The sequence below is a fragment of the Streptomyces sp. NPDC048718 genome, from assembly GCF_043198875.1.
GTDB lineage: Bacteria > Actinomycetota > Actinomycetes > Streptomycetales > Streptomycetaceae > Streptomyces.
Genome location: NZ_JBICVG010000016.1, coordinates 185,005 through 206,053, shown reverse-complemented (window position 1 = coordinate 206,053; position 21,049 = coordinate 185,005). Strand labels below are relative to the sequence as shown.

Below are 21,049 nucleotides of genomic sequence, written 5' to 3'. Positions count from 1 at the left end.
GTACACGTACGACGCGCGAGCGCCGGGGCACACGCCGGGCGCCGCCCCGCCACAGGACCACACCTCCGCCTTCTCCCGGACGGACGACCCGCTACCCGATGTCGGGCGGGTCGACCCGCACCCGTACCGGTTCCCCGCCGCCCCGCGCGAGGCGGGACGCCTGAGCCCGTTTCAGCGCGGTGGCCAGCGCGGCACCGCTGCCCGGCGGGACGCGGACGAGCGCGCGGTCCCACTGTTCGCCCGGTGGGGTGTCGCCGGGCCGGCGCGGGCCGCCGGGCCGGGTGACGGGCAGCGGGACGGGGCCCAGGATCTCGGCGTCGGGCGGCAGTTCCGCGCCGTCGAGAAAGGCCGTGAGCGCCTCGGGCGGCCCGGCCACGGACGCCATCCGGGACACGGGCGGGAAGCCCAGCTCGGCGCGTTCGGCGAGTTCGCGCTGGGCGTGGCCGACGGGGTCCCAGCGGACCAGCGCCTGGACGGGCCGCAGCGTCGGTTCGGCGACGACCACCACGGTGCCACCGTCCGCCTGTCCCCGGACCAGCGAGGCCGCGTCGATCCAGCGGCGCAGCGCCTCCTCGCCGGCCCGCAGGTCGGGACGGCCGAGCATGGCCCAGCCGTCGAGGAGCAGGGCCGCCGCGTAGCCGCCGTCGGCGACGGGCTCGGCGCCGGGCGTGCTCACCACCAGCGCGGGACGGCCCGGCACCCGGTCCAGCACATGGTCGCGGCCGGAGGTCCGTACGGGCACGGCGGGGAAGGCCCGCCCCAGCTCCTCGGCGGTCCGCCGGGCGCCCACGACCTGGGCGCGCAGCCGGGTCGCCCCGCAGGCCTCGCAATGCCAGTGCGGGGCGCCCCGGCCGCACCACCCGCAGCGCAGCTCCTGCTGCTCCGGCGCCTCCAGCGGACCGGAGCAGTGCCGGCAGCGGGCGGGCGTCCGGCAGCGCTCGCAGGCCAGCCTCGGCACGTATCCCCGGCGCGGCACCTGGACGAGCACCGGCCCCGTCTTCAGTCCTTCCCGGACCACCTGCCAGGCCACGGTGGGCAGCCGCGCGGCGCGGGCCGCCTCGTCGCGCGCGAGGTCGGTGTCGCCGACGGTACGGACGAGGGGCGCGGCGGCGCGGACCTGGTCGCGGCCGGGCAGCAGGGGCCGTGCCCAGCCGGACTCGACGAGCTGGGCGGCCTCGACGGTGCAGCCGGTGGCGCCGAGCAGGAAGGCGCAGTGGTCGTGGGCGGCGCGCAGCAGCAGCACCTCGCGGGCGTGCGGCTGGGGGGCGTGCGGTTCGCTGTGGCTGGAGTCGCCGTCGTCCCACACGACGACGAGGCCGAGGTCCCGTACGGGCGCGAACATGGCGGCACGGGTGCCGACGACGGCCCGAACGGCGCCCCGGCTCACGGCGAGCCACTGCGCGTACCGCTTCTCGGGGCCCGCCTCGGCGGTCAGCAGGGCGTGCCGTCCCTCGCCGAGCAGCGTGGTCAGGGCCGCGTCGACGCGGGTGGCGGCACGGCCGTCGGGGACGACGACGAGGGCGCCGCGTCCGGAGGCGAGGGTGGCCGCGACGGCGCGGGCGGTCTCCTCGGCCCAGTACGGTCCGGGCAGCGCGTTCCACACGGCCCGGGGCGCGCCGCCGTGCGCCAGCGACTCCAGGAACGCGGGCCCCTGCTCGTACCGCGCCCAGCTGCCCGGCTCGGGCGCGGGGGGCGGTGGCAGCGGCGCGGGCGAGGGCCGGCGCTCGGCGCTCGCGTTGCGGGGCGGGACGGCGAGCTGGAGTACGTCGGCGAGGCTGCCCGCGTAGCGGTCGGCGACCGCCCGGGCGAGGCCGAGCAGCTCGGGCCCGAGCACCGGCTCCGGCGAGACGACGCCGGCGAGCGCGGCGAGCGGCCCGGAGTAGTCGGACTCGGCGCGCCGCTCGATCAGGAACCCGTCGATGAGCCGGCCGCCCTCACGCCGCCCGCCCCGCACCTGGCGCGACCCGGCCCCGAACCGCACCCGCACCCGCACACCGGGCTGCGCGGCCTCGTCCAGTTCCTCGGGCACGGCGTAGTCGAAGAACTGGTCGAGGTGGAGCACCCCCTTGTTCACGACGACGCGGGCGACCGGAAGCTCCTTCGCGAGCGCGGCATCGCGCCAGGTGCGCGGCTTGGCGCGGGGCGGCTTCGTCTTGCGGACGGTCTCGCGGATGAGCGCGAGCTGCTCGGGGCCCGCCGACGGCTCCCCGGGGTCTCGCTCGTTCTCGCTGCTCACACGGGAAGTATTACCAGACGGCACCGACAGCGGTCGCGGGCCGGTGAACGGCCCGCGACCGCCGGACGGACGGCTGCCTTCCCGTCGGCGGCCCGCTCAGACGCCCGGCGCGGTGCAGACCGTTTTGGTGCCGTCGGTCACACAGGCGCGGACCGCGGGACTCGGCACACCGGCCATGCCGGTGGCGCCGCTGGTGGTGCGCTCGGCGATGGTGCGGTAGACGCCGTCGGCGCCCTTGTCCTCGATCCAGATCCGTGCCCCGGCGGCGGCGGGCACGGTGCCGTCGGCCCAGGCGTAGACACCGGTGCGGGACCAGCGCGGATCACCGGTCTTCAGGGCGACCGAGGCGCCGCCGCTCAAAGTGACGCGCTGCCCCTCGGTGGGGTCGTGCAACCAGGTGGTGATCGTGGCCGGGTCGAGCCCGGTGCAGGGCTCGGCGCAGGGGCCGTCGGGGCCCTGGAGGTAGCTCGGCCGGAAGCCGCCTTCGCAACCCCATTGCTTGCCGTCGTCGAAGCAGGCCCGGATCCGCCGCCTGCTGTCCCCGTTCTGGACGAACATCCCGGTGTGGCCGGTGGTGACGCGGGAGGCCGCGGGGTGGCCGAGCGGGGTGAACGTGTTGCGTTCCTCGGTTCCCGACTGGTCCTGGTACTCGAGCCAGGCGCGCGCCTTGGTGCTGTTCGGCGGCAGCTCGGCCTCGGCCCAGCGGTACTCGTGCTCGGGGTCCCAGGCGGGCCTGCCCGCGTAGACGGTGACCTTGCCGCCCTGGTAGGCCGAGACCACGGCGACCTGGTCCGGTTCGTGGCCCTCCAGCCAGGCGCCGACGGTCGAGGGGTCGACGCCCTCGCACGGCACCTCGACGCAGGGCGCCTGGGTGGGCACGACGCCCGCGGTGCCGTCCTCGCTGGTGCAGTGCGTCTCGGTGCCGTCGGTGACGCAGGCCCGCACCTCGGCGGCGGTCGCGAAGGCAGAGGTACGGCCGGAGCCGGTGCGGCGGCCGCCGTCCCCGCCGAACGGGCCCCATACGTTGCCCCAGCGGCCCATGCCCCGGTACTGCTCCAGCCACATACGGGAGCCGGGGGTGGGCAGGCCGGTCTCGGCCCAGGTGTACCGGTAGGGATACGAGCCGTAGGGGTACATGCCGTAGGCGCCCTGCCCGGTGACGATCTGGACCCAGGCACCACTGGCCAGCTGGACCTTCTTGGCCGGGTCGCGCACCGGGCCGGTCGACCACGCGGTGATGATGTCCGGGTCGACTTCTCGGCAGTGGTCCCCGCACGGGGGAACCAGGGCGATCACCCGGCTGTTGCTGGTGGTGGCGACGCCGTAGCCGCCGGTGCAGCCCTGCTGGACGCCGTCGTCGATACAGGCCCGGACGAAATCGCCCTTGTCGAACATGGCCGTGATGCCCGAGACGGTGCGGAACGCCGCCGGGTGCTCGATCAGAGCGGGTTCCACGCTCATGCCGTTGTCGACCATGTCGAACAGCCACGCCTTGACGCCCGGCTTCGCGGGCAGGACCACCTCCGCCCAGGCGTAGGTGTCGGAGGCGGCCCAGCCCGGCTTGCCCCGGTAGAGCTTCAGGCTCGCGCCGCCGGCCAGGGTGAACTGGTCGAGGACGGCCGGGGCCGTCCCCCAGGAGGTCACGGCCTTCGGGTCGGCGCCGTCACAGCCACCGGACGCGCACGGTCTGGGCTGCGCCGGCGCTTTTGCGGCCGGCGCCGCGGTGGCCGGCACCGCCACGAGCCCGGACAGTGCGATACCGAACACGGCCGTGGCGGCCGTCAGGAACCGTCGTAACTTTCCCTGCGCTCTTCTCATGTGTTCTCGGATCTCCGCATGGTGGGCTCTGGATGGTGACGATCACCATCAACCCGCACAGACCTCTCGCCCCCCTCTCGGGGGCCTCCCTTCCGCCTCCACCAGGGCATACGCGTTGACCTGCGTACGGGCACGCACGCACGAGGGCCCCGGACCGTCATGCGGTCCGGGGCCCTCGCGGGGGTGCTGGTGCCGATTACAGGCCCGCGGCCTGCTTCAGGGCGTCCACGCGGTCCGTGCGCTCCCAGGTGAAGTCCGGCAGCTCGCGGCCGAAGTGGCCGTAGGCGGCGGTCTGGGCGTAGATCGGGCGGAGCAGGTCGAGGTCGCGGATGATCGCGGCCGGGCGGAGGTCGAAGACCTCGCCGATGGCGTGCTCGATCTTCTCGGTGTCGATGGTGTTCGTGCCGAAGGTCTCGACGAACAGACCCACCGGCTCGGCCTTGCCGATCGCGTACGCGACCTGGACCTCGCAGCGCGAGGCGAGGCCCGCGGCGACGACGTTCTTGGCGACCCAGCGCATGGCGTAGGCGGCCGAGCGGTCGACCTTCGACGGGTCCTTGCCGGAGAAGGCGCCGCCACCGTGGCGGGCCATGCCGCCGTAGGTGTCGATGATGATCTTGCGGCCGGTGAGGCCGGCGTCGCCCATCGGGCCGCCGATCTCGAAGCGGCCGGTCGGGTTGACCAGCAGGCGGTAGCCGTCGGTGTCGAGCTTGATGCCGTCCTCGACGAGCTGCTTCAGCACGTGCTCGACGACGAACTCGCGGATGTCGGGCGCGAGCAGCGACTCGAGGTCGATGTCGGAGGCGTGCTGCGAGGAGACGACGACCGTGTCGAGACGGACGGCCTTGTCACCGTCGTACTCGATGGTGACCTGGGTCTTGCCGTCGGGACGCAGGTACGGGATGGTGCCGTTCTTGCGGACCTCGGTCAGGCGGCGCGACAGACGGTGCGCCAGGTGGATCGGGAGCGGCATCAGCTCGGGGGTCTCGTCCGACGCGTAGCCGAACATCAGGCCCTGGTCGCCGGCGCCCTGCTTGTCGAGCTCGTCCTCGTCACCCTCGACGCGGGACTCGTAGGCGGTGTCGACGCCCTGCGCGATGTCCGCGGACTGCGAGCCGATGGAGACCGAGACGCCGCAGGAAGCGCCGTCGAAGCCCTTCTTCGAGGAGTCGTACCCGATCTCGAGGATCTTGCCGCGCACGAGGGTGGGGATGTCCGCCCAGGCCTTCGTGGTGACCTCGCCGGCGACGTGGACCAGGCCGGTGGTGATCAGCGTCTCGACGGCGACACGGGAGGTGGGGTCCTCCTTGAGCAGCGCGTCGAGAATGGTGTCGCTGATCTGGTCAGCGATCTTGTCGGGGTGACCCTCGGTCACGGACTCCGAGGTGAACAGACGACGGGACACAACGCTCCCTGGGGTTGCAGCGGCTGCTGGCTACTCGATTCGCGGACCGGCAGGGGGCTGCGCCCCGCGACGTTCCGAGAACAGTCTATCGGGCAGCCTCCGCCAAGTGGCCAGGTCTGGGACGTGCCTCGGCGTGATCTATGCGGTATTCACCGGTGATCCATCCGGTTTTCAGTCCGGAAACCTCAACTTTTGTCCAGGTTTGTTGATTTTTGTTCCGAGGAGCCCTGAGGGGTGAGGTGGCGCTTTTCGTCTCACCCCTCGGACAGAATTCACCCGGACGCGCCACGCAGACGCGGCACCACGAGGTCCCAGACCGTCTCCGCGAGAGCTTCCTTCGGCCCGTACGGCACGGGGGTCTCGGTGCCGTCGGCGGCGAGGACCACGGCCTCGTTCTCCTCCGAGCCGAAGGTCTTGCGCTCCCCCACCTCATTGACGACGAGCAGATCGCAGCCCTTGCGCCGGAGCTTGACGCGCCCGTTGGCGAGCACGTCGTCCGTCTCGGCGGCGAAGCCCACAACGACCTGGCCCGGCAGGGCGCGCTCCGCGGAGATCTCCGCGAGGATGTCGGGGTTGCGGACCAGCTCGACGGTGGGTGCGCCGCCGTCGTCGGTCTTCTTGATCTTGCCGGTGGCGTACGCGGCCGGGCGGAAGTCGGCCACGGCCGCGGCCATCACCACCGCGTCGGCGTCGGCGGCCGCCTTGACCACGGCCTCGCGCAGCTGGACGGCGGTGCCGACGCGGACGATGTCCACGCCCGCCGGGTCGGGCAGTCCGGTGTTGGCCTCGATCAGGGTGACCCGGGCGCCCCGGGCGGCGGCGGCCCTGGCGAGGGCGTAGCCCTGCTTGCCGGAGGAGCGGTTGCCCAGGTAGCGGACCGGGTCCAGGGGCTCGCGGGTGCCGCCGGCGCTGACCACGACATGGCGGCCGGCCAGGTCGGGAGTGGCGACCCCGCGCGCGAGCACCCGTCGGCAGACCTCGAAGATCTCGGTGGGGTCGGGCAGCCGGCCCTTGCCGGTGTCGACGCCGGTCAGCCGGCCGACGGCGGGCTCGATGACGACGGCGCCGCGGCGGCGCAGGGTGGCCACGTTCTCCTGGGTGGCCGGGTGCTCCCACATCTCGGTGTGCATGGCCGGGGCGAAGACGACCGGACAGCGGGCGGTGAGCAGGGTGTTGGTGAGCAGGTCGCCGGCGAGCCCGTGGGCCGCCTTGGCCAGCAGGTCGGCGGTGGCGGGGGCGACCACGACGAGGTCCGCCTCCTGGCCGATGCGGACGTGCGGGACCTCGTGGACGGACTCCCAGACCTCGGTGGAGACGGGGTGGCCGGAGAGCGCGGACCAGGTGGCGGCGCCCACGAAGTGCAGAGCGGAATCGGTCGGTACGACCCGGACGTCGTGTCCGGACTCGGTGAGACGGCGCAGCAGTTCGCACGCCTTGTAGGCGGCGATGCCGCCGCTCACGCCCAGGACCACCTTCGGCTTTGCCACGATGTGCCACTCCCCGCACTCGGATACGTACGCGGACGCGTACGTACGTCTTCATGAGACACCACAGGCCCGGCGGTTGTTCCGCCGGGCCTGTGGTGACAGATTTCTCTGGTTTTCCGTGTTACGTCGCTCTACTGAGCCGGGCCCTCGATGGCCTCGGAGGTCAGCAGACCCGCGTTGATCTCGCGCAGGGCGATCGAGAGCGGCTTCTCGTGGACGTGGGTGTCGACGAGCGGACCGACGTACTCGAGCAGACCCTCGCCGAGCTGCGAGTAGTACGCGTTGATCTGACGCGCGCGCTTGGCGGCGTAGATCACGAGGCTGTACTTGGAGTCCGTCGCCTCGAGCAGCTCGTCGATCGGCGGGTTGATGATGCCCTCGGGCGCGGTGATGGAAGAGGACACGCTCTACCTTCCGAAGATGGGGTATCGATATCCGGTGACGGATGGAAATCCGATGACGGACAAAAGATCAGACAACGTTCATCAACGTTAGCAGCTCACGCGCGACGTCCTCGACCGAGGTGTTGACGAGCGTGGTGTCGAACTCCGCCTCCGCGGCCAGTTCGATCTTGGCCGCCGCCAGACGGCGCTCGATCACCTCGGGCGACTCGGTGCCGCGGCCGGTGAGCCGGCGGACCAGCTCGTCCCAGTCCGGCGGGGCCAGGAAGACCAGCTGGGCGTCGTCCATGGACTCCTTGACCTGCCGGGCGCCCTGGAGGTCGATCTCCAGGAGTACCGGCTCGCCGGCCTCCAGCCGGTCGAGGACCGCGCGGCGCGGCGTGCCGTAGCGGTTGCCCGCGAACTCGGCCCACTCCAGCAGCTCGCCGTTGGCGATCAGCTTGTCGAACTCGTCGTCCGTGACGAAGAAGTACTGGACACCGTGCTGCTCGCCGGGCCGGGGCTTCCGTGTCGTGGCCGACACCGAGAGCCAGACCTCGGGGTGGACCTTGCGCATATGCGCGACGACCGTGCTCTTCCCTACCCCAGAGGGCCCGGAGAGCACGGTCAGCCGCGGACGTACTTCTGCTGCCATGCAGCGATTATTCCAGGGCTTCACCCCCACTTGCGCCGGGGTGGAGACCATATGTCGGATATGACCGAAAGGTCAGGCTCCGGTGCTGCCGAACTCGCGCTCCAGGGAGGCGATCTGGTTGGAGCCGAGACCGCGGACACGGCGGCTCTCGGAGATGCCGAGACGCTCCATGATCTGCTTGGCGCGGACCTTGCCCACGCCCGGCAGCGACTCGAGCAGCGCGGAGACCTTCATCTTGCCGATGACGTCGTTCTCCCGGCCCTGCTTGATGACCTCGTGCAGGGAGGCGCCGGAGTGCTTGAGTCGATTCTTGACCTCGGCCCGCTCCCGGCGAGCCGCGGCGGCCTTTTCGAGCGCGGCTGCGCGCTGTTCAGGGGTAAGGGGCGGAAGAGCCACGCCTACGTCACCTCGGATGTCGAACTGTCGGATACGGACCGGTGAGAAGCAGGGTGCCCCACACCAGTGGAGCAGCGAACGACACAGGGAGTGCCGATCGCCGACTCTGCCCCGGAGACTAGCGGCCGAGGCCGCTCCAGTCAGCGAGAACAGACGAAAAGTCCTGGTCAGCATCGACCGACCAGGACTTTCCGGGCATATCACCCCAGTTTTGGGGCAACCTTTGTCAAGTGCCGGGACGGCCGAGGACACACCGCCCCACCTGCGGATTGGCGCAAGAGGACCAAAAACGGCCGACCGGGCGGATCAGCCGCCGACGGCCGCGCGGATCTCGTTCGCGTAACGTTCCGCGGCGTCGCGCAGCGCTCCCGCGTCCGGACCGGCCTTGAGGACGCCCCGGCTGACGTTCGGGACGACGTTGCCCACCGCCGCGCCGAAGACCTTCGGCAGATCGGCAGGGGTCGCGCCCTGGGCGCCGATGCCGGGGGCGAGCAGCGGGCCGTTGATCCCGAGGTCGAAGGCGGACAGATCGCCGAGCGTCGCGCCCACGACCGCGCCGAAGGAGCCCATCGGGGTCTCCCCCGCGTTCTCCTCGGCCAGGTGCGCCAGCATCGTCGCGCCGATGGTCCGCCGCTCCGGGCCGTCGCCGCGCACGGCGCGCTGTACCTCGGCGCCCTCCGGGTTGGAGGTGAGGGCCAGCACGAACAGTCCGGCGCCAAAGGCGCGGGCCAGGTCGACGGCCGGCTTCAGCGAGCCGTAGCCCAGGTACGGGGAGACGGTCAGCGCGTCGGAGAAGAGCGGGGCGCCGGGGCGCAGGAAGGCCTCCGCGTAGGCGGCCATGGTGGAGCCGATGTCGCCGCGCTTGGCGTCCATGACGACCAGACCGCCGGCTGCCCGCAGATCGGCGGTGGCGCGCTCCAGCACGGCGACGCCGCGCGAGCCGAAGCGCTCGAAGAAGGCGGCCTGCGGTTTGAAGACGGCGACCGTGCCGGCCAGCGCCTCGACGACCGTGTACGTGAAGCGCTCCAGGCCCGCGATGTCGTCGGCCAGGCCCCAGGACTCCAGGAGGGCGGCGTGCGGGTCGATGCCGACGCACAGCGGACCGCGCTCGTCCATGGCGCGGCGCAGCCGGGCGCCGAAGGGCTCCGGCGCGGCGTCCTTCGCCATGGCGTTCGTCACGTCGTTCGTGTCGTTCGTCGGGGCGTCCATCGGTGCGTTCTTCGCTTCGTTCGTCACTTCGCGGCCTCTCGGGCTCGGGTGTCGGCGCCGACGGCCTCGGCGAGGGTGGCGTACGGGGAGGCGGCGAGCCGGGCAGCGAGCCCCTGGTGGATCGCGCGGGCGTAGAACGGCCCCTCGTAGATGAAGGCGCTGTAGCCCTGGATCAGGGTGGCGCCGGCGAGGATCCGCTGCCAGGCGTCCTCGGCGTTCTCGATGCCGCCGACGCCGACGAGGACGATCCGGTCGCCCACGCGCGCGTAGAGGCGGCGCAGCACCTCCAGGGAGCGCTGCTTGACGGGCGCGCCGGACAGTCCGCCGGTCTCCCGGACCAGGGCGGGGTCGGACTTCAGGCCGAGGCCGTCGCGGGCGATCGTCGTGTTGGTGGCGATGATGCCGTCCAGGCCCAGCTCCAGGGCGAGGTCGGCGACCGCGTCCACGTCCTCGTCGGCGAGGTCGGGGGCGATCTTCACCAGGAGCGGCACGCGGCGGCCCTCGACCGAGCGGTCCGCGGCCTCGCGCACGGCGGTGAGCAGCGGGCGCAGCGACTCGGTGGCCTGGAGGTTGCGCAGGCCGGGGGTGTTCGGCGAGGAGACGTTGACGACCAGGTAGTCCGCGTGCCGGGCGAGCCGCTCGGTGGACTTCACGTAGTCGGCGGCGGCGTCGGCCTCGGGCACGACCTTGGTCTTGCCGATATTGACGCCGACGACCGTCTTGAAGACGGGCTCGCGGGCGGCCAGCCGGGCGGCGACGGCGGCGGAGCCGTCGTTGTTGAAGCCCATGCGGTTGATCAGGGCGCGGTCCGGGACCAGCCGGAAGAGCCGCTTCTTGGGGTTGCCGGGCTGGGCCTCGCCCGTCACCGTGCCGATCTCGACGTGGTCGAAGCCGAGCATGCTCATGCCGTCGATGGCGACGGCGTTCTTGTCGAAGCCGGCGGCGAGCCCGAAGGGGCCGTGCATCCGCAGGCCCAGGGCCTCGGTGCGCAGCGCCCGGTGGCGGGGGGCGAGAACGGCGGCGGCGAAGGTGCGCAGGACCGGGACGCGGGCGGCGAGCCGGATCCAGCGGAAGGCCAGGTGGTGGGCCTGCTCCGGGTCCATGCGCTTGAAGACCAGGTTGAAGAAGAGTTTGTACATCGTCCGGGGTGTCCCTCGTGCGGAGTGGGTGCTCGTGCGGAGTGCGCCCGGGCACGGTGGGCGCTCATGACGAGGGGGACACCGCGGGTCGTTCCGGTGTCCCCCTCGTTTCGCGAACCGCTAGTCGCGGGCCGCGGTCAGCTTCTCCGCGTGCTCCTGGAGCGAGCTGACGCTCACGTCGCCCCGGCCGAGGGCGTCGATGCCCTGGACGGCCGCCGCGAGGGCCTGGACCGTGGTCAGGCACGGGACGGAGCGGGCCACCGCCGCCGTACGGATGTCGTAGCCGTCGAGGCGGCCACCGGTGCCGTACGGGGTGTTGACGATCAGGTCGACCTGGCCGTCGTGGATGAGCTGGACGATGGTCTTCTCGCCGTCCGGGCCCTCGCCCTCGGAGTGCTTGCGCACGACCGTGGCGTTGATGCCGTTGCGCTTGAGCACCTCGGCGGTGCCGGAGGTGGCCAGCAGCTCGAAGCCGTGGGCGACCAGCTCGCGGGCCGGGAAGATCATCGAGCGCTTGTCGCGGTTGGCGACCGAGATGAACGCGCGGCCCTTGGTGGGCAGCGGGCCGTAGGCGCCGGCCTGCGACTTGGCGTAGGCCGTGCCGAAGACCGAGTCGATGCCCATGACCTCGCCGGTGGAGCGCATCTCCGGGCCGAGGATGGTGTCGACGCCGCGGCCGTGGATGTCGCGGAAGCGGCTCCAGGGCAGCACGGCCTCCTTGACGGAGATCGGCGCGTCGAGCGGCAGGGTGCCGCCGTCGCCGTTCTTCGGCAGCAGGCCCTCGGCGCGCAGCTCGGCGATGGTGGCGCCGAGCGAGATGCGCGCGGCGGCCTTGGCGAGGGGTACCGCGGTCGCCTTCGAGGTGAAGGGGACGGTGCGCGAGGCGCGCGGGTTGGCTTCGAGGACGTAGAGGATGTCCCCGGCCATCGCGAACTGGATGTTGATCAGACCGCGTACGCCGACGCCCTTGGCGATGGCCTCGGTGGAGGCGCGCAGCCGCTTGATGTCGAAGCCGCCGAGGGTGATCGGGGGCAGCGCGCAGGCCGAGTCGCCGGAGTGGATGCCGGCTTCCTCGATGTGCTCCATGACACCGCCGAGGTAGAGCTCGTGGCCGTCGTAGAGCGCGTCGACGTCGATCTCGATGGCGTCGTCGAGGAAGCGGTCGACGAGGACCGGGCGGGTCGGGGAGATCTCGGTCGACTCGGCGATGTACGACTCGAGGCGGGTCTCGTCGTAGACGATCTCCATGCCCCGGCCGCCGAGCACGTACGACGGGCGGACGAGGACCGGGTAGCCGATCTCGTCGGCGATGGCCTTGGCCTCGGCGAAGGTGGTGGCGGTGCCGTGCTTGGGGGCGGGCAGGCCCGCCTCGGCGAGCACGCGGCCGAAGGCGCCGCGGTCCTCGGCGGCGTGGATGGCCTCCGGCGGGGTGCCGACGACCGGCACGCCGTTGTCCTTGAGGGCCTGGGCGAGACCGAGCGGGGTCTGGCCGCCGAGCTGGACGACGACACCGGCGATCGGGCCGGCCTGGGCCTCGGCGTGGACGATCTCCAGGACGTCCTCCAGGGTGAGCGGCTCGAAGTAGAGCCGGTCGGAGGTGTCGTAGTCGGTGGAGACGGTCTCCGGGTTGCAGTTGACCATCACGGTCTCGAAGCCCGCGTCGCTGAGCGCGAAGGAGGCGTGGACACAGGAGTAGTCGAACTCGATGCCCTGGCCGATGCGGTTCGGGCCGGAGCCCAGGATGATCACCGCGGGCTTCTCGCGGGGCGCGACCTCGGTCTCCTCGTCGTAGGACGAGTAGAAGTACGGGGTCTTCGCGGCGAACTCGGCGGCGCAGGTGTCGACGGTCTTGTAGACCGGGCGGACGCCGAGCGCGTGGCGGACCTCGCGGACGACGTCCTCGCGCAGGCCGCGGATGCCGGCGATCTGGGCGTCGGAGAAGCCGTGCCGCTTGGCCTCGGCGAGCAGCTCGGGGTCGAGCTTCTCGGCCGCGGCGAGCTCGTCGGCGATCTCCTTGATCAGGAAGAGCTGGTCGACGAACCAGGGGTCGATCCGGGTGGCCTCGAAGACCTCCTCGGGCGTGGCGCCCGCGCGGATGGCCCGCATGACGGTGTTGATCCGGCCGTCGGTCGGGCGGACCGCCTCGCGCAGCAGCTCGTCCTTGGCGCCGAGGTCGCCGGGCTCGCCGGTGAAGTCGAACTGGCTGCCCTTCTTCTCCAGGGAGCGCAGGGCCTTTTGGAGCGCCTCGGTGAAGTTGCGGCCGATGGCCATGGCCTCGCCGACCGACTTCATCGTGGTGGTCAGCGAGGAGTCGGCGGACGGGAACTTCTCGAAGGCGAAACGCGGGGCCTTGACGACGACGTAGTCGAGGGTCGGCTCGAAGGAGGCCGGGGTCTTCTCGGTGATGTCGTTCGGGATCTCGTCCAGCGTGTAGCCGACGGCGAGCCGGGCGGCGATCTTGGCGATCGGGAAGCCGGTGGCCTTGGAGGCGAGCGCGGAGGAGCGGGAGACGCGCGGGTTCATCTCGATGACGATGATGCGGCCGTCGTCCGGGTTCACGGCGAACTGGATGTTGCAGCCGCCGGTGTCGACGCCGACCTCGCGGATGATCGCGATGCCGATGTCGCGCAGCCGCTGGTACTCGCGGTCGGTCAGGGTCATCGCCGGGGCGACGGTGATCGAGTCGCCGGTGTGGACGCCCATCGGGTCGAAGTTCTCGATGGAGCAGACGACCACGACGTTGTCGTTCTTGTCGCGCATCAGCTCCAGCTCGTACTCCTTCCAGCCGAGGATGGACTCCTCCAGGAGCACCTCGGTGGTCGGGGAGAGCGTGAGGCCCTGGCCGGCGATGCGGCGCAGCTCCTCCTCGTCGTGGGCGAAGCCGGAGCCGGCGCCGCCCATGGTGAAGGAGGGGCGGACGACGACGGGGTAGCCGCCGAGGGTGTCGACGCCCGCGAGGACCTCGTCCATGGTGTGGCAGATGACCGAGCGGGCGGACTCGCCGTATCCGATCTTCGCCTTGACGGCCTCGACGACGCCCTTGAACAGGTCGCGGTCCTCGCCCTTGTGGATGGCCTCGACGTTGGCGCCGATCAGCTCGACGCCGTACTTCTCGAGGACGCCCTGCTCGTGCATGGAGATCGCGGTGTTGAGCGCGGTCTGGCCGCCGAGGGTGGGCAGCAGCGCGTCGGGGCGCTCCTTGGCGATGATCTTCTCGACGAACTCGGGGGTGATCGGCTCGACGTAGGTGGCGTCGGCGATCTCCGGGTCGGTCATGATCGTGGCCGGGTTGGAGTTGACCAGGATGACGCGCAGACCCTCGGACTTGAGGACGCGGCAGGCCTGGGTGCCGGAGTAGTCGAACTCGGCGGCCTGTCCGATGACGATCGGGCCGGAGCCGATGACGAGGACGGACTGGATGTCGGTGCGCTTAGGCACGCTCGGCCTCCATGAGGGTCACGAAGCGGTCGAAGAGGTACGCGGCGTCGTGCGGGCCCGCGGCCGCCTCGGGGTGGTACTGGACGGAGAAGGCCGGCTGGTCGAGCAGCTGGAGGCCTTCCACGACGTTGTCGTTCAGGCACACGTGGGAGACCTCGGCGCGCCCGAAGGGGGTGTCGGAGACCTTGTCGAGGGGCGCGTCGACGGCGAAGCCGTGGTTGTGCGCGGTGACCTCGACCTTGCCGGTGGTGCGGTCCTGGACGGGCTGGTTGATGCCCCGGTGGCCGTACTTCAGCTTGTAGGTGCCGAAGCCGAGGGCGCGGCCGAGGATCTGGTTGCCGAAGCAGATGCCGAAGAGCGGGGTCTTGCGGCTCAGGACCTCGCGCATGACGGCGACGGGGCCGTCGGCGGTGGCCGGGTCGCCCGGGCCGTTGGAGAAGAAGACGCCGTCGGGGGCGACGGCGTAGACGTCCTCGGCGGTGGCGGTGGCGGGCAGCACGTGGACCTCGATGCCGCGCTCGGCCATCCGGTGCGGGGTCATGCCCTTGATGCCGAGGTCGACGGCGGCGACGGTGAACTTCTTCTCACCGATCGCGGGGACGACGTACGACTCCTTGGTGGCGACCTCGGCGGAGAGGTCGGCGCCCGTCATCTCGGGCTGCTGGCGGACCTCGGCCAGCAGGGTGCCCTCGTCGGGCAGCGCGCTGCCGGAGAAGATGCCGACGCGCATGGCGCCGCGCTCGCGCAGGTGGCGGGTGAGGGCACGGGTGTCGATGCCCTGGATGCCGACGACGCCCTGGGTGCGCAGCTCCTCGTCGAGGGAGCGCTTGGCGCGCCAGTTGGAGGAGACGCGGGCGGGGTCGCGGACGACGTAGCCGGCCACCCAGATGCGGGAGGACTCGGGGTCCTCGTCGTTCACGCCGGTGTTGCCGACGTGCGGGGCGGTCATGACGACGACCTGGCGGTGGTACGACGGGTCGGTGAGGGTCTCCTGGTAGCCGGTCATGCCGGTGGAGAACACGGCCTCGCCGAAGGTCTCCCCCACGGCCCCGTAGGCACGGCCGCGGAAGATGCGGCCGTCCTCCAGGACGAGTACGGCGGGAACCCTGTCGGTTCCCCGGGTGGAGGTCGTCATCGTGCGGTGCCTTCCGTCGTGCTTGCGTGGTGGTTCGGATTCTGCGTGCTCATGGTGGTGATCGCCTCGACCCAGGCGGCGTGCTCGGCCGCGCGGTCGGAGCGGAAGCCGGAGTCGAGCTCCTTGCCGCCGTGCTCCCAGGTCACGATCAGCAGGCCGCCCTCGGTGAGGACCTTGCCCGCGATGCCCTTGTCGAGGCGGGCTCCGCGCAAGGCGGCGGCCGGGATGAAGAAGTCGTTCGCCCCGGGGCGTACGACGGCGATCCCGGTGTCGTCGAGGGTCAGCTCGGCGCGGCTGCGCAGGCCCAGGCCGTGGGCGACGATGCGGTCGAGCCACTGCCTGGCGGTGGTGGAGCCGTGGTAGCGGCCGTGCAGCGTGAGCCGTGTCGTACCGCCGTCACCGTCACCGGCCGCGCCGACCGTCCGGTCCGGGACCTGGGGCAGAGGCGGGAGGTCGGACTGGAGGCTGCCGCGCCACTTCCATCCCTGGCGCATCAGCCAGTAGACGAAAGTGATGAAGAGCAGCAGTCCGACGACCCAGCCGAGCCGTCCGGCCCAGTCGGTGACCTCGGCCGATTTCGGTTCGGCGGCCGCCATGATGGCGGCTGCCGGGAGTACGTGTGTCACGCCAGCTTCCCGTCGACGAGCGTTGCGCGGCCCCGCAGGAACGTGTGGGTGACGCGTCCCGGCAGCTCACGGCCCTCGTAGGGGGTGTTGCGGCTGCGCGAGGCGAAGTCGGCGGGGTCCACTTCACCACGGTATGCCGGATCGATCAGAGTCAGGTTGGCGGGCTCACCCACCGAGATGGGCCGACCGTGGCCGGCGGCCCGGCCGATGCGGGCGGGCGCGAAGGACATCCGGTCGGCGACGCCGGCCCAGTCGAGCAGTCCGGTCTCGACCATCGTCTGCTGGACCACGGACAGGGCGGTCTCCAGGCCCACCATGCCCATGGCGGCGGCGGCCCACTCGCAGTCCTTGTCCTCGTGCGGGTGCGGGGCGTGGTCGGTGGCGACGATGTCGATCGTGCCGTCGGCCAGGGCCTCGCGCAGCGCCGTGACGTCGCGCTCGGTGCGCAGCGGCGGGTTGACCTTGTAGACCGGGTCGTAGGTGCGGACCAGCTCGTCGGTGAGGAGGAGGTGGTGCGGGGTGACCTCGGCGGTGACGTCGATGCCGCGGGACTTGGCCCAGCGGACGATCTCGACGGAGCCGGCGGTCGACAGGTGGCAGATGTGGACGCGGGAGCCGACGTGCTCGGCGAGCAGCACGTCGCGGGCGATGATCGACTCCTCGGCGACGGCCGGCCAGCCGCCGAGACCCAGCTCGGCGGAGACGACGCCCTCGTTCATCTGGGCGCCCTCGGTGAGGCGGGGCTCCTGGGCGTGCTGGGCGACGACACCGCCGAAGGCCTTCACGTACTCCAGGGCGCGGCGCATGATCACGGCGTCGTGGACGCACTTGCCGTCGTCGGAGAAGACGGTGACGCCGGCGGCGGAGTCGTGCATGGCGCCCAGCTCGGCGAGCTTCTCGCCCTCCAGGCCGACCGTGACGGCGCCGATGGGCTGCACGTCGCAGTAGCCGGCTTCCTTGCCGAGGCGGTAGACCTGCTCGACGACGCCCGCGCTGTCGGCCACCGGGTGGGTGTTCGCCATGGCGAAGACGGCCGTGTAGCCGCCGGAGGCGGCGGCGCGGGTGCCGGTGAGGACGGTCTCGGAGTCCTCGCGGCCGGGCTCGCGCAGATGGGTGTGCAGGTCGACCAGGCCGGGCAGCAGGATCCGGCCCTCGGCCTCCACCACCTGGGCACCGCCGACCGGAAGGTCCGTACCGATCTCGGCGATGACCTCGCCGTCGATCAGGACGTCCCGCACCTCGCCGCCGAGCACCTTCGCACCACGGATCAGGATCTTGCTCATGGGGGGTCTCAGCTCTCTTCGGTGGTACGGGGGGAGGCGGGGGTGGCGGGGGCGGCCGGGGCCGCGAACTCGGCGCCGCCGAGCAGCAGGTAGAGGACGGCCATCCGGGTGGAGACACCGTTGGCGACCTGCTCGACGACCGTGCAGCGGTCGGAGTCGGCGACCTCGGCGGTGATCTCCATGCCGCGGACCATGGGGCCGGGGTGCATGACGATGGCGTGCTCGGGCATCATCGCCATCCGCCGGCCGTCGAGGCCGTAGCGGCGCGAGTACTCCCGCTCGGTGGGGAAGAAGGCCGCGTTCATCCGTTCGCGCTGCACCCGCAGCATCATCACCGCGTCGGACTTCGCCAGCACCCGGTCGAGGTCGTAGGAGATCTCGCAGGGCCAGGTCTCGACGCCGACGGGGAGCAGGGTGGGCGGGGCCACCAGGGTGACCTCGGCGCCGAGGGTGTGCAGCAGGTCGACGTTGGAGCGGGCGACCCGGCTGTGCAGGACGTCGCCGACCAGGGTGATCCGCTTGCCTTCGAGGTCCCGGCCGAGTCCGGTGTCGCGGCCGACCAGGCGGCGGCGCATGGTGAAGGCGTCGAGCAGGGCCTGGGTGGGGTGCTGGTGGGTGCCGTCGCCGGCGTTGATGACGGGGGCGTCGATCCAGCCGGAGGTGGCCAGGCGGTACGGGGCGCCGGAGGCGCCGTGCCGGATGACGACGGCGTCGACGCCCATCGCCTCCAGGGTCTGGGCGGTGTCCTTGAGGGATTCGCCCTTGGAGACGCTGGAGCCCTTCGCGGCGAAGTTGATCACGTCCGCGGACAGCCGCTTCTCGGCGGCCTCGAAGGAGATCCGGGTCCGGGTGGAGTCCTCGAAGAACAGGTTGCAGACGGTGCGTCCGCGCAGGGTCGGGAGCTTCTTGATGGGCCGGTCGGCGACCCGGGCCATCTCCTCGGCGGTGTCGAGGATCAGGACGGCGTCGTCGCGGGTGAGGTCGGCGGCCGAGATGAGGTGACGCATCATCGGGGTGTGACTCCGTGGTGGGGAGAGTGCGGGCGTACGGGCGCAGGGCTGTGCCCCGGACCCGTCGGGGGGAGGGCCGGTCCTTGGGTCAGGAAGCGGGGCGGCTGCCGAGCAGGACGGTGTCGCGACCGTCTTCCTCGGCGAGCAGGACCTTGACCGTCTCCCGCAGCGACGTGGGGAGGTTCTTGCCGACGTAGTCGGCGCGGATGGGCAGCTCGCGGTGGCCCCGGTCGACGAGGACGGCGAGCTGCACGGCGCGGGGGCGGCCGATGTCGCCGAGTGCGTCGAGGGCGGCGCGGATGGTGCGGCCGGAGAAGAGGACGTCGTCGACGAGGACGACGAGGCGGCCGTCGATGCCGTCGCCGGGGATCTCGGTGCGGCCGATGGCGCGGGCCGGCTTCAGGCGCAGGTCGTCCCGGTACATGGTGATGTCGAGGGAGCCGACCGGGATCTTGGTGCCGGTGATGGTTTCGAGCTTGTCGGCGAGCCGGCGGGCGAGATGGACGCCGCGGGTCGGGATGCCGAGGAGGACCACGTCGTCGGCGCCCTTGGCGCGCTCGACGATCTCGTGGGCGATACGGGTCGTGACCCGTGCGATGTCGGGGGCCTCGAGAACGGGCCGCGCCGCATCGGTGTACTGCTGCTGGGTGTCCATGGGAAACGGACCTCCTTCTCCGCCTCACGGGACGGACCTTAAAGGACGTCGGATTTGCGCCATTCACTCTACCAGGGGCGGACAGCACCCCTTCGCACCACCCGTCCGGCGCTCCGGGCGCCGTCCCTCGGAAGGGGCCGGTATGGACCATTCGGCTTGACGGAAGAGCGTCACGCTGCGTAACCTCACAGTGAGTTACCAGCCGCGAGCGGCACTGCCGCCCGTCGTCTCAGCGTCCGGGAGCGTTATGTCAAGCGAGTACGCAAAGCAGCTCGGGGCCAAACTGCGTGCGATCCGCACCCAGCAGGGCCTTTCCCTCCACGGCGTGGAGGAGAAGTCCCAGGGCCGCTGGAAGGCGGTCGTGGTCGGTTCCTACGAGCGCGGCGACCGCGCCGTGACCGTGCAGCGTCTGGCCGAGCTGGCCGACTTCTACGGGGTTCCGGTGCAGGAGCTGCTGCCGGGCACCACGCCCGGCGGGGCCGCCGAGCCGCCGCCGAAGCTGGTCCTGGACCTGGAGCGGCTCGCCCACGTCCCCGCGGAGAAGGCCGGCCCCCTCCAGCGCTACGCCGCGACCATCCAGTCGCAGCGCGGCGACTACAACGGCAAGGTGCTGTCGATCCGCCAGGACGACCTGCGCACCCTCGCCGTGATCTACGACCAGTCCCCCTCGGTCCTCACCGAGCAGCTGATCAGCTGGGGCGTCCTGGACGCGGAAGCGCGTCGCGCGGTCGCCCACGAGGAGAACTGACCCGTACGGTCGGCCTTTCGGGGCCACCTCGCGCAGAAACGTGCCGCCGGGCCGCGGGAGTCACTCGACTCCGGTGGCCCGGCGTTTCGTTTTTCCGGCGCCTTTCGCCGTTCCCGGGCCTGGTTCCCGGGCCTGCCAGGCCTGCCCGGGGACGGCGCCGAGCCCCTCCCTGGGCACCGATCCGGCTCTGAAGGCCCTGGGCGCCCCGAAGCTCCCCCGGGCGCTCCTGAAGCCCTCCCCAAGGCTTTCTGAGCCGCCAGGGGCCTCTTGGGGCTCCTGGGACTCATGAGGTCTCTCAAGGCAGCTCCCGGGGCCGCTCTGTCCGTCTCCGGAAACACTGAAAGGGGCCCGCAGCACCCTGGAAGTGCTGCGGGCCCCTTTCGGCTGCCCCGACGGACGTACGACGCCTAGGCGTCCGCGTCCCGGCGCAGCCGCGGCTTCAGGTCCTTGAAGCGTGCGAGCAGGCCGTTGACGAAGGCCGGGGAGTCGTCCGTGGAGAACTCCTTGGCGAGCTGCACCGCCTCGTCGATCGCCACGGCGTCCGGCGTGCCGTCCTCCCAGATCAGCTCGTACGCGGCGAGGCGCACGATGTTCCGGTCGGTGGCCGGCATCCGGTCGAGGTCCCAGTCCACCGCGTAGGTCGCGATCAGCTCGTCGATCCGGGCCACGTGGTTCGCGTAGCCCTCGACCAGCTGCATGGTGAAGTCGCTGACCGCCGGCTGGCGCTCGTCCGACCGGTGCAGCCGGACCTGGTCCGCGAGCACCTCATGGACCGAGGTATCGCGCTGGTCGGCCTCGAACACGATCTGGAAGGCTCGTTTGCGGGCCTTGCTCCGGGCAGCCACGGTTAGCTGTTCACCCGGCCGAGGTAGTCGCTGGTGCGGGTGTCGACCTTGACCTTCTCGCCGGTGGTGACGAAGAGCGGGACCTGGATCTCGTGGCCGGTCTCCAGCGTGGCGGGCTTGGTGCCACCGGTGGAGCGGTCGCCCTGGACGCCCGGGTCGGTGTGCTTGATCTCCAGCACGACGGCGGCGGGCAGCTCGACGTAGAGCACCTCGCCCTCGTGCCGCGCGACCGTGGCCGTGAAGCCCTCGATCAGGAAGTTGGCGGCGTCGCCGACGGCCTTGCGGTCGACGTGCAGCTGGTCGTACGTCTCCTCGTCCATGAAGACGAAGTAGTCGCCGTCCATGTAGGAGAACTGCATGTCGCGGCGGTCGATGGTGGCCGTGTCGACCTTCACGCCCGCGTTGAAGGTCTTGTCGACGACCTTGCCCGACATGACGTTCTTGAGCTTGGTACGCACGAAGGCCGGGCCCTTGCCGGGCTTGACGTGCTGGAACTCGACGACGGACCAGAGCTGGCCGCCTTCGAGCTTGAGCACCATGCCGTTCTTGAGGTCGTTCGTGGAAGCCACGGTTGCGGAATCTCC

Annotated in this window: 18 protein-coding genes; 1 reads left to right on the top strand and 17 read right to left on the bottom strand. The window is 71.5% G+C overall.

The window, feature by feature from the left end; translation table 11 throughout:
- Positions 1-91: 91 nt before the first annotated feature.
- The 15 genes from ACGFRB_RS27515 to pyrR form a co-directional block, all read right to left on the bottom strand.
- Positions 92-2,236, bottom strand: a complete 2,145-nt coding sequence (locus ACGFRB_RS27515; protein ID WP_393246811.1) for a primosomal protein N' — start codon at positions 2,234-2,236, stop codon at positions 92-94.
- Between the two features lie 96 nt (positions 2,237-2,332).
- Positions 2,333-3,880 carry a hypothetical protein gene (locus tag ACGFRB_RS27510; protein ID WP_393246810.1) on the bottom strand — a complete coding sequence of 516 codons (1,548 nt, stop codon included), beginning with the start codon at positions 3,878-3,880 and terminating at the stop codon, positions 2,333-2,335.
- 370 nt (positions 3,881-4,250) lie between these two features.
- Complete coding sequence (metK, locus tag ACGFRB_RS27505; RefSeq protein WP_393246808.1) at positions 4,251-5,459, bottom strand: methionine adenosyltransferase; 1,209 nt, start codon at positions 5,457-5,459, stop codon at positions 4,251-4,253.
- A 272-nt stretch (positions 5,460-5,731) separates the two neighbouring features.
- Complete coding sequence (gene coaBC / locus ACGFRB_RS27500) at positions 5,732-6,946, bottom strand: bifunctional phosphopantothenoylcysteine decarboxylase/phosphopantothenate--cysteine ligase CoaBC (RefSeq protein ID WP_363009972.1); 1,215 nt, start codon at positions 6,944-6,946, stop codon at positions 5,732-5,734.
- A gap of 131 nt (positions 6,947-7,077) precedes the next feature.
- Entirely contained in the window at positions 7,078-7,350 is a 273-nt protein-coding gene (gene rpoZ / locus ACGFRB_RS27495; protein ID WP_005319902.1) for a DNA-directed RNA polymerase subunit omega, read from the bottom strand.
- A gap of 67 nt (positions 7,351-7,417) precedes the next feature.
- Positions 7,418-7,981: a guanylate kinase gene (gene gmk, locus ACGFRB_RS27490; protein WP_363009970.1), complete on the bottom strand. Its 564-nt coding sequence runs from the start codon at positions 7,979-7,981 to the stop codon at positions 7,418-7,420.
- A 72-nt stretch (positions 7,982-8,053) separates the two neighbouring features.
- On the bottom strand, positions 8,054-8,377 hold the full coding sequence (locus ACGFRB_RS27485) for an integration host factor (protein ID WP_359875331.1): 324 nt from the start codon (positions 8,375-8,377) through the stop codon (positions 8,054-8,056).
- A 306-nt stretch (positions 8,378-8,683) separates the two neighbouring features.
- Positions 8,684-9,544, bottom strand: coding sequence for an orotidine-5'-phosphate decarboxylase (gene pyrF / locus ACGFRB_RS27480; RefSeq protein WP_363010099.1), 861 nt, complete (start codon positions 9,542-9,544; stop codon positions 8,684-8,686).
- Between the two features lie 65 nt (positions 9,545-9,609).
- Positions 9,610-10,725: a quinone-dependent dihydroorotate dehydrogenase gene (locus ACGFRB_RS27475; protein WP_393246805.1), complete on the bottom strand. Its 1,116-nt coding sequence runs from the start codon at positions 10,723-10,725 to the stop codon at positions 9,610-9,612.
- A gap of 120 nt (positions 10,726-10,845) precedes the next feature.
- On the bottom strand, positions 10,846-14,163 hold the full coding sequence (gene carB / locus ACGFRB_RS27470) for a carbamoyl-phosphate synthase large subunit (RefSeq protein ID WP_393246803.1): 3,318 nt from the start codon (positions 14,161-14,163) through the stop codon (positions 10,846-10,848).
- Positions 14,156-15,298, bottom strand: coding sequence for a glutamine-hydrolyzing carbamoyl-phosphate synthase small subunit (carA, locus tag ACGFRB_RS27465; RefSeq protein ID WP_393246802.1), 1,143 nt, complete (start codon positions 15,296-15,298; stop codon positions 14,156-14,158). Before carA ends, carB begins: the two co-directional genes overlap by 8 nt.
- Positions 15,295-15,894 carry a hypothetical protein gene (locus ACGFRB_RS27460; RefSeq protein ID WP_393246845.1) on the bottom strand — a complete coding sequence of 200 codons (600 nt, stop codon included), beginning with the start codon at positions 15,892-15,894 and terminating at the stop codon, positions 15,295-15,297. The genes carA and ACGFRB_RS27460 overlap by 4 nt, the downstream gene beginning before the upstream one ends.
- Positions 15,895-15,920: 26 nt before the next feature.
- The gene (locus ACGFRB_RS27455; RefSeq protein ID WP_393246800.1) at positions 15,921-17,207 is read right to left on the bottom strand and encodes a dihydroorotase; all 1,287 of its coding nucleotides are present in this window, start codon (positions 17,205-17,207) and stop codon (positions 15,921-15,923) included.
- Positions 17,208-17,215: 8 nt separating this feature from the next.
- Complete coding sequence (locus tag ACGFRB_RS27450; protein WP_393246798.1) at positions 17,216-18,217, bottom strand: aspartate carbamoyltransferase catalytic subunit; 1,002 nt, start codon at positions 18,215-18,217, stop codon at positions 17,216-17,218.
- A gap of 88 nt (positions 18,218-18,305) precedes the next feature.
- The gene (gene pyrR / locus ACGFRB_RS27445) at positions 18,306-18,872 is read right to left on the bottom strand and encodes a bifunctional pyr operon transcriptional regulator/uracil phosphoribosyltransferase PyrR (protein WP_363009957.1); all 567 of its coding nucleotides are present in this window, start codon (positions 18,870-18,872) and stop codon (positions 18,306-18,308) included.
- Between the two features lie 247 nt (positions 18,873-19,119).
- On the opposite strand from pyrR, the gene bldD reads away from it, so the two are divergent.
- Positions 19,120-19,620 carry a transcriptional regulator BldD gene (bldD, locus tag ACGFRB_RS27440; protein ID WP_359875339.1) on the top strand — a complete coding sequence of 167 codons (501 nt, stop codon included), beginning with the start codon at positions 19,120-19,122 and terminating at the stop codon, positions 19,618-19,620.
- A 407-nt stretch (positions 19,621-20,027) separates the two neighbouring features.
- Here the strand turns inward: bldD and nusB are convergent, their stop codons facing one another.
- Together nusB and efp are read right to left on the bottom strand one after the other, a co-directional pair.
- Positions 20,028-20,465, bottom strand: coding sequence for a transcription antitermination factor NusB (nusB, locus tag ACGFRB_RS27435; RefSeq protein ID WP_363009955.1), 438 nt, complete (start codon positions 20,463-20,465; stop codon positions 20,028-20,030).
- 2 nt (positions 20,466-20,467) lie between these two features.
- Entirely contained in the window at positions 20,468-21,034 is a 567-nt protein-coding gene (gene efp / locus ACGFRB_RS27430) for an elongation factor P (protein ID WP_363009953.1), read from the bottom strand.
- Positions 21,035-21,049: the final 15 nt, after the last annotated feature.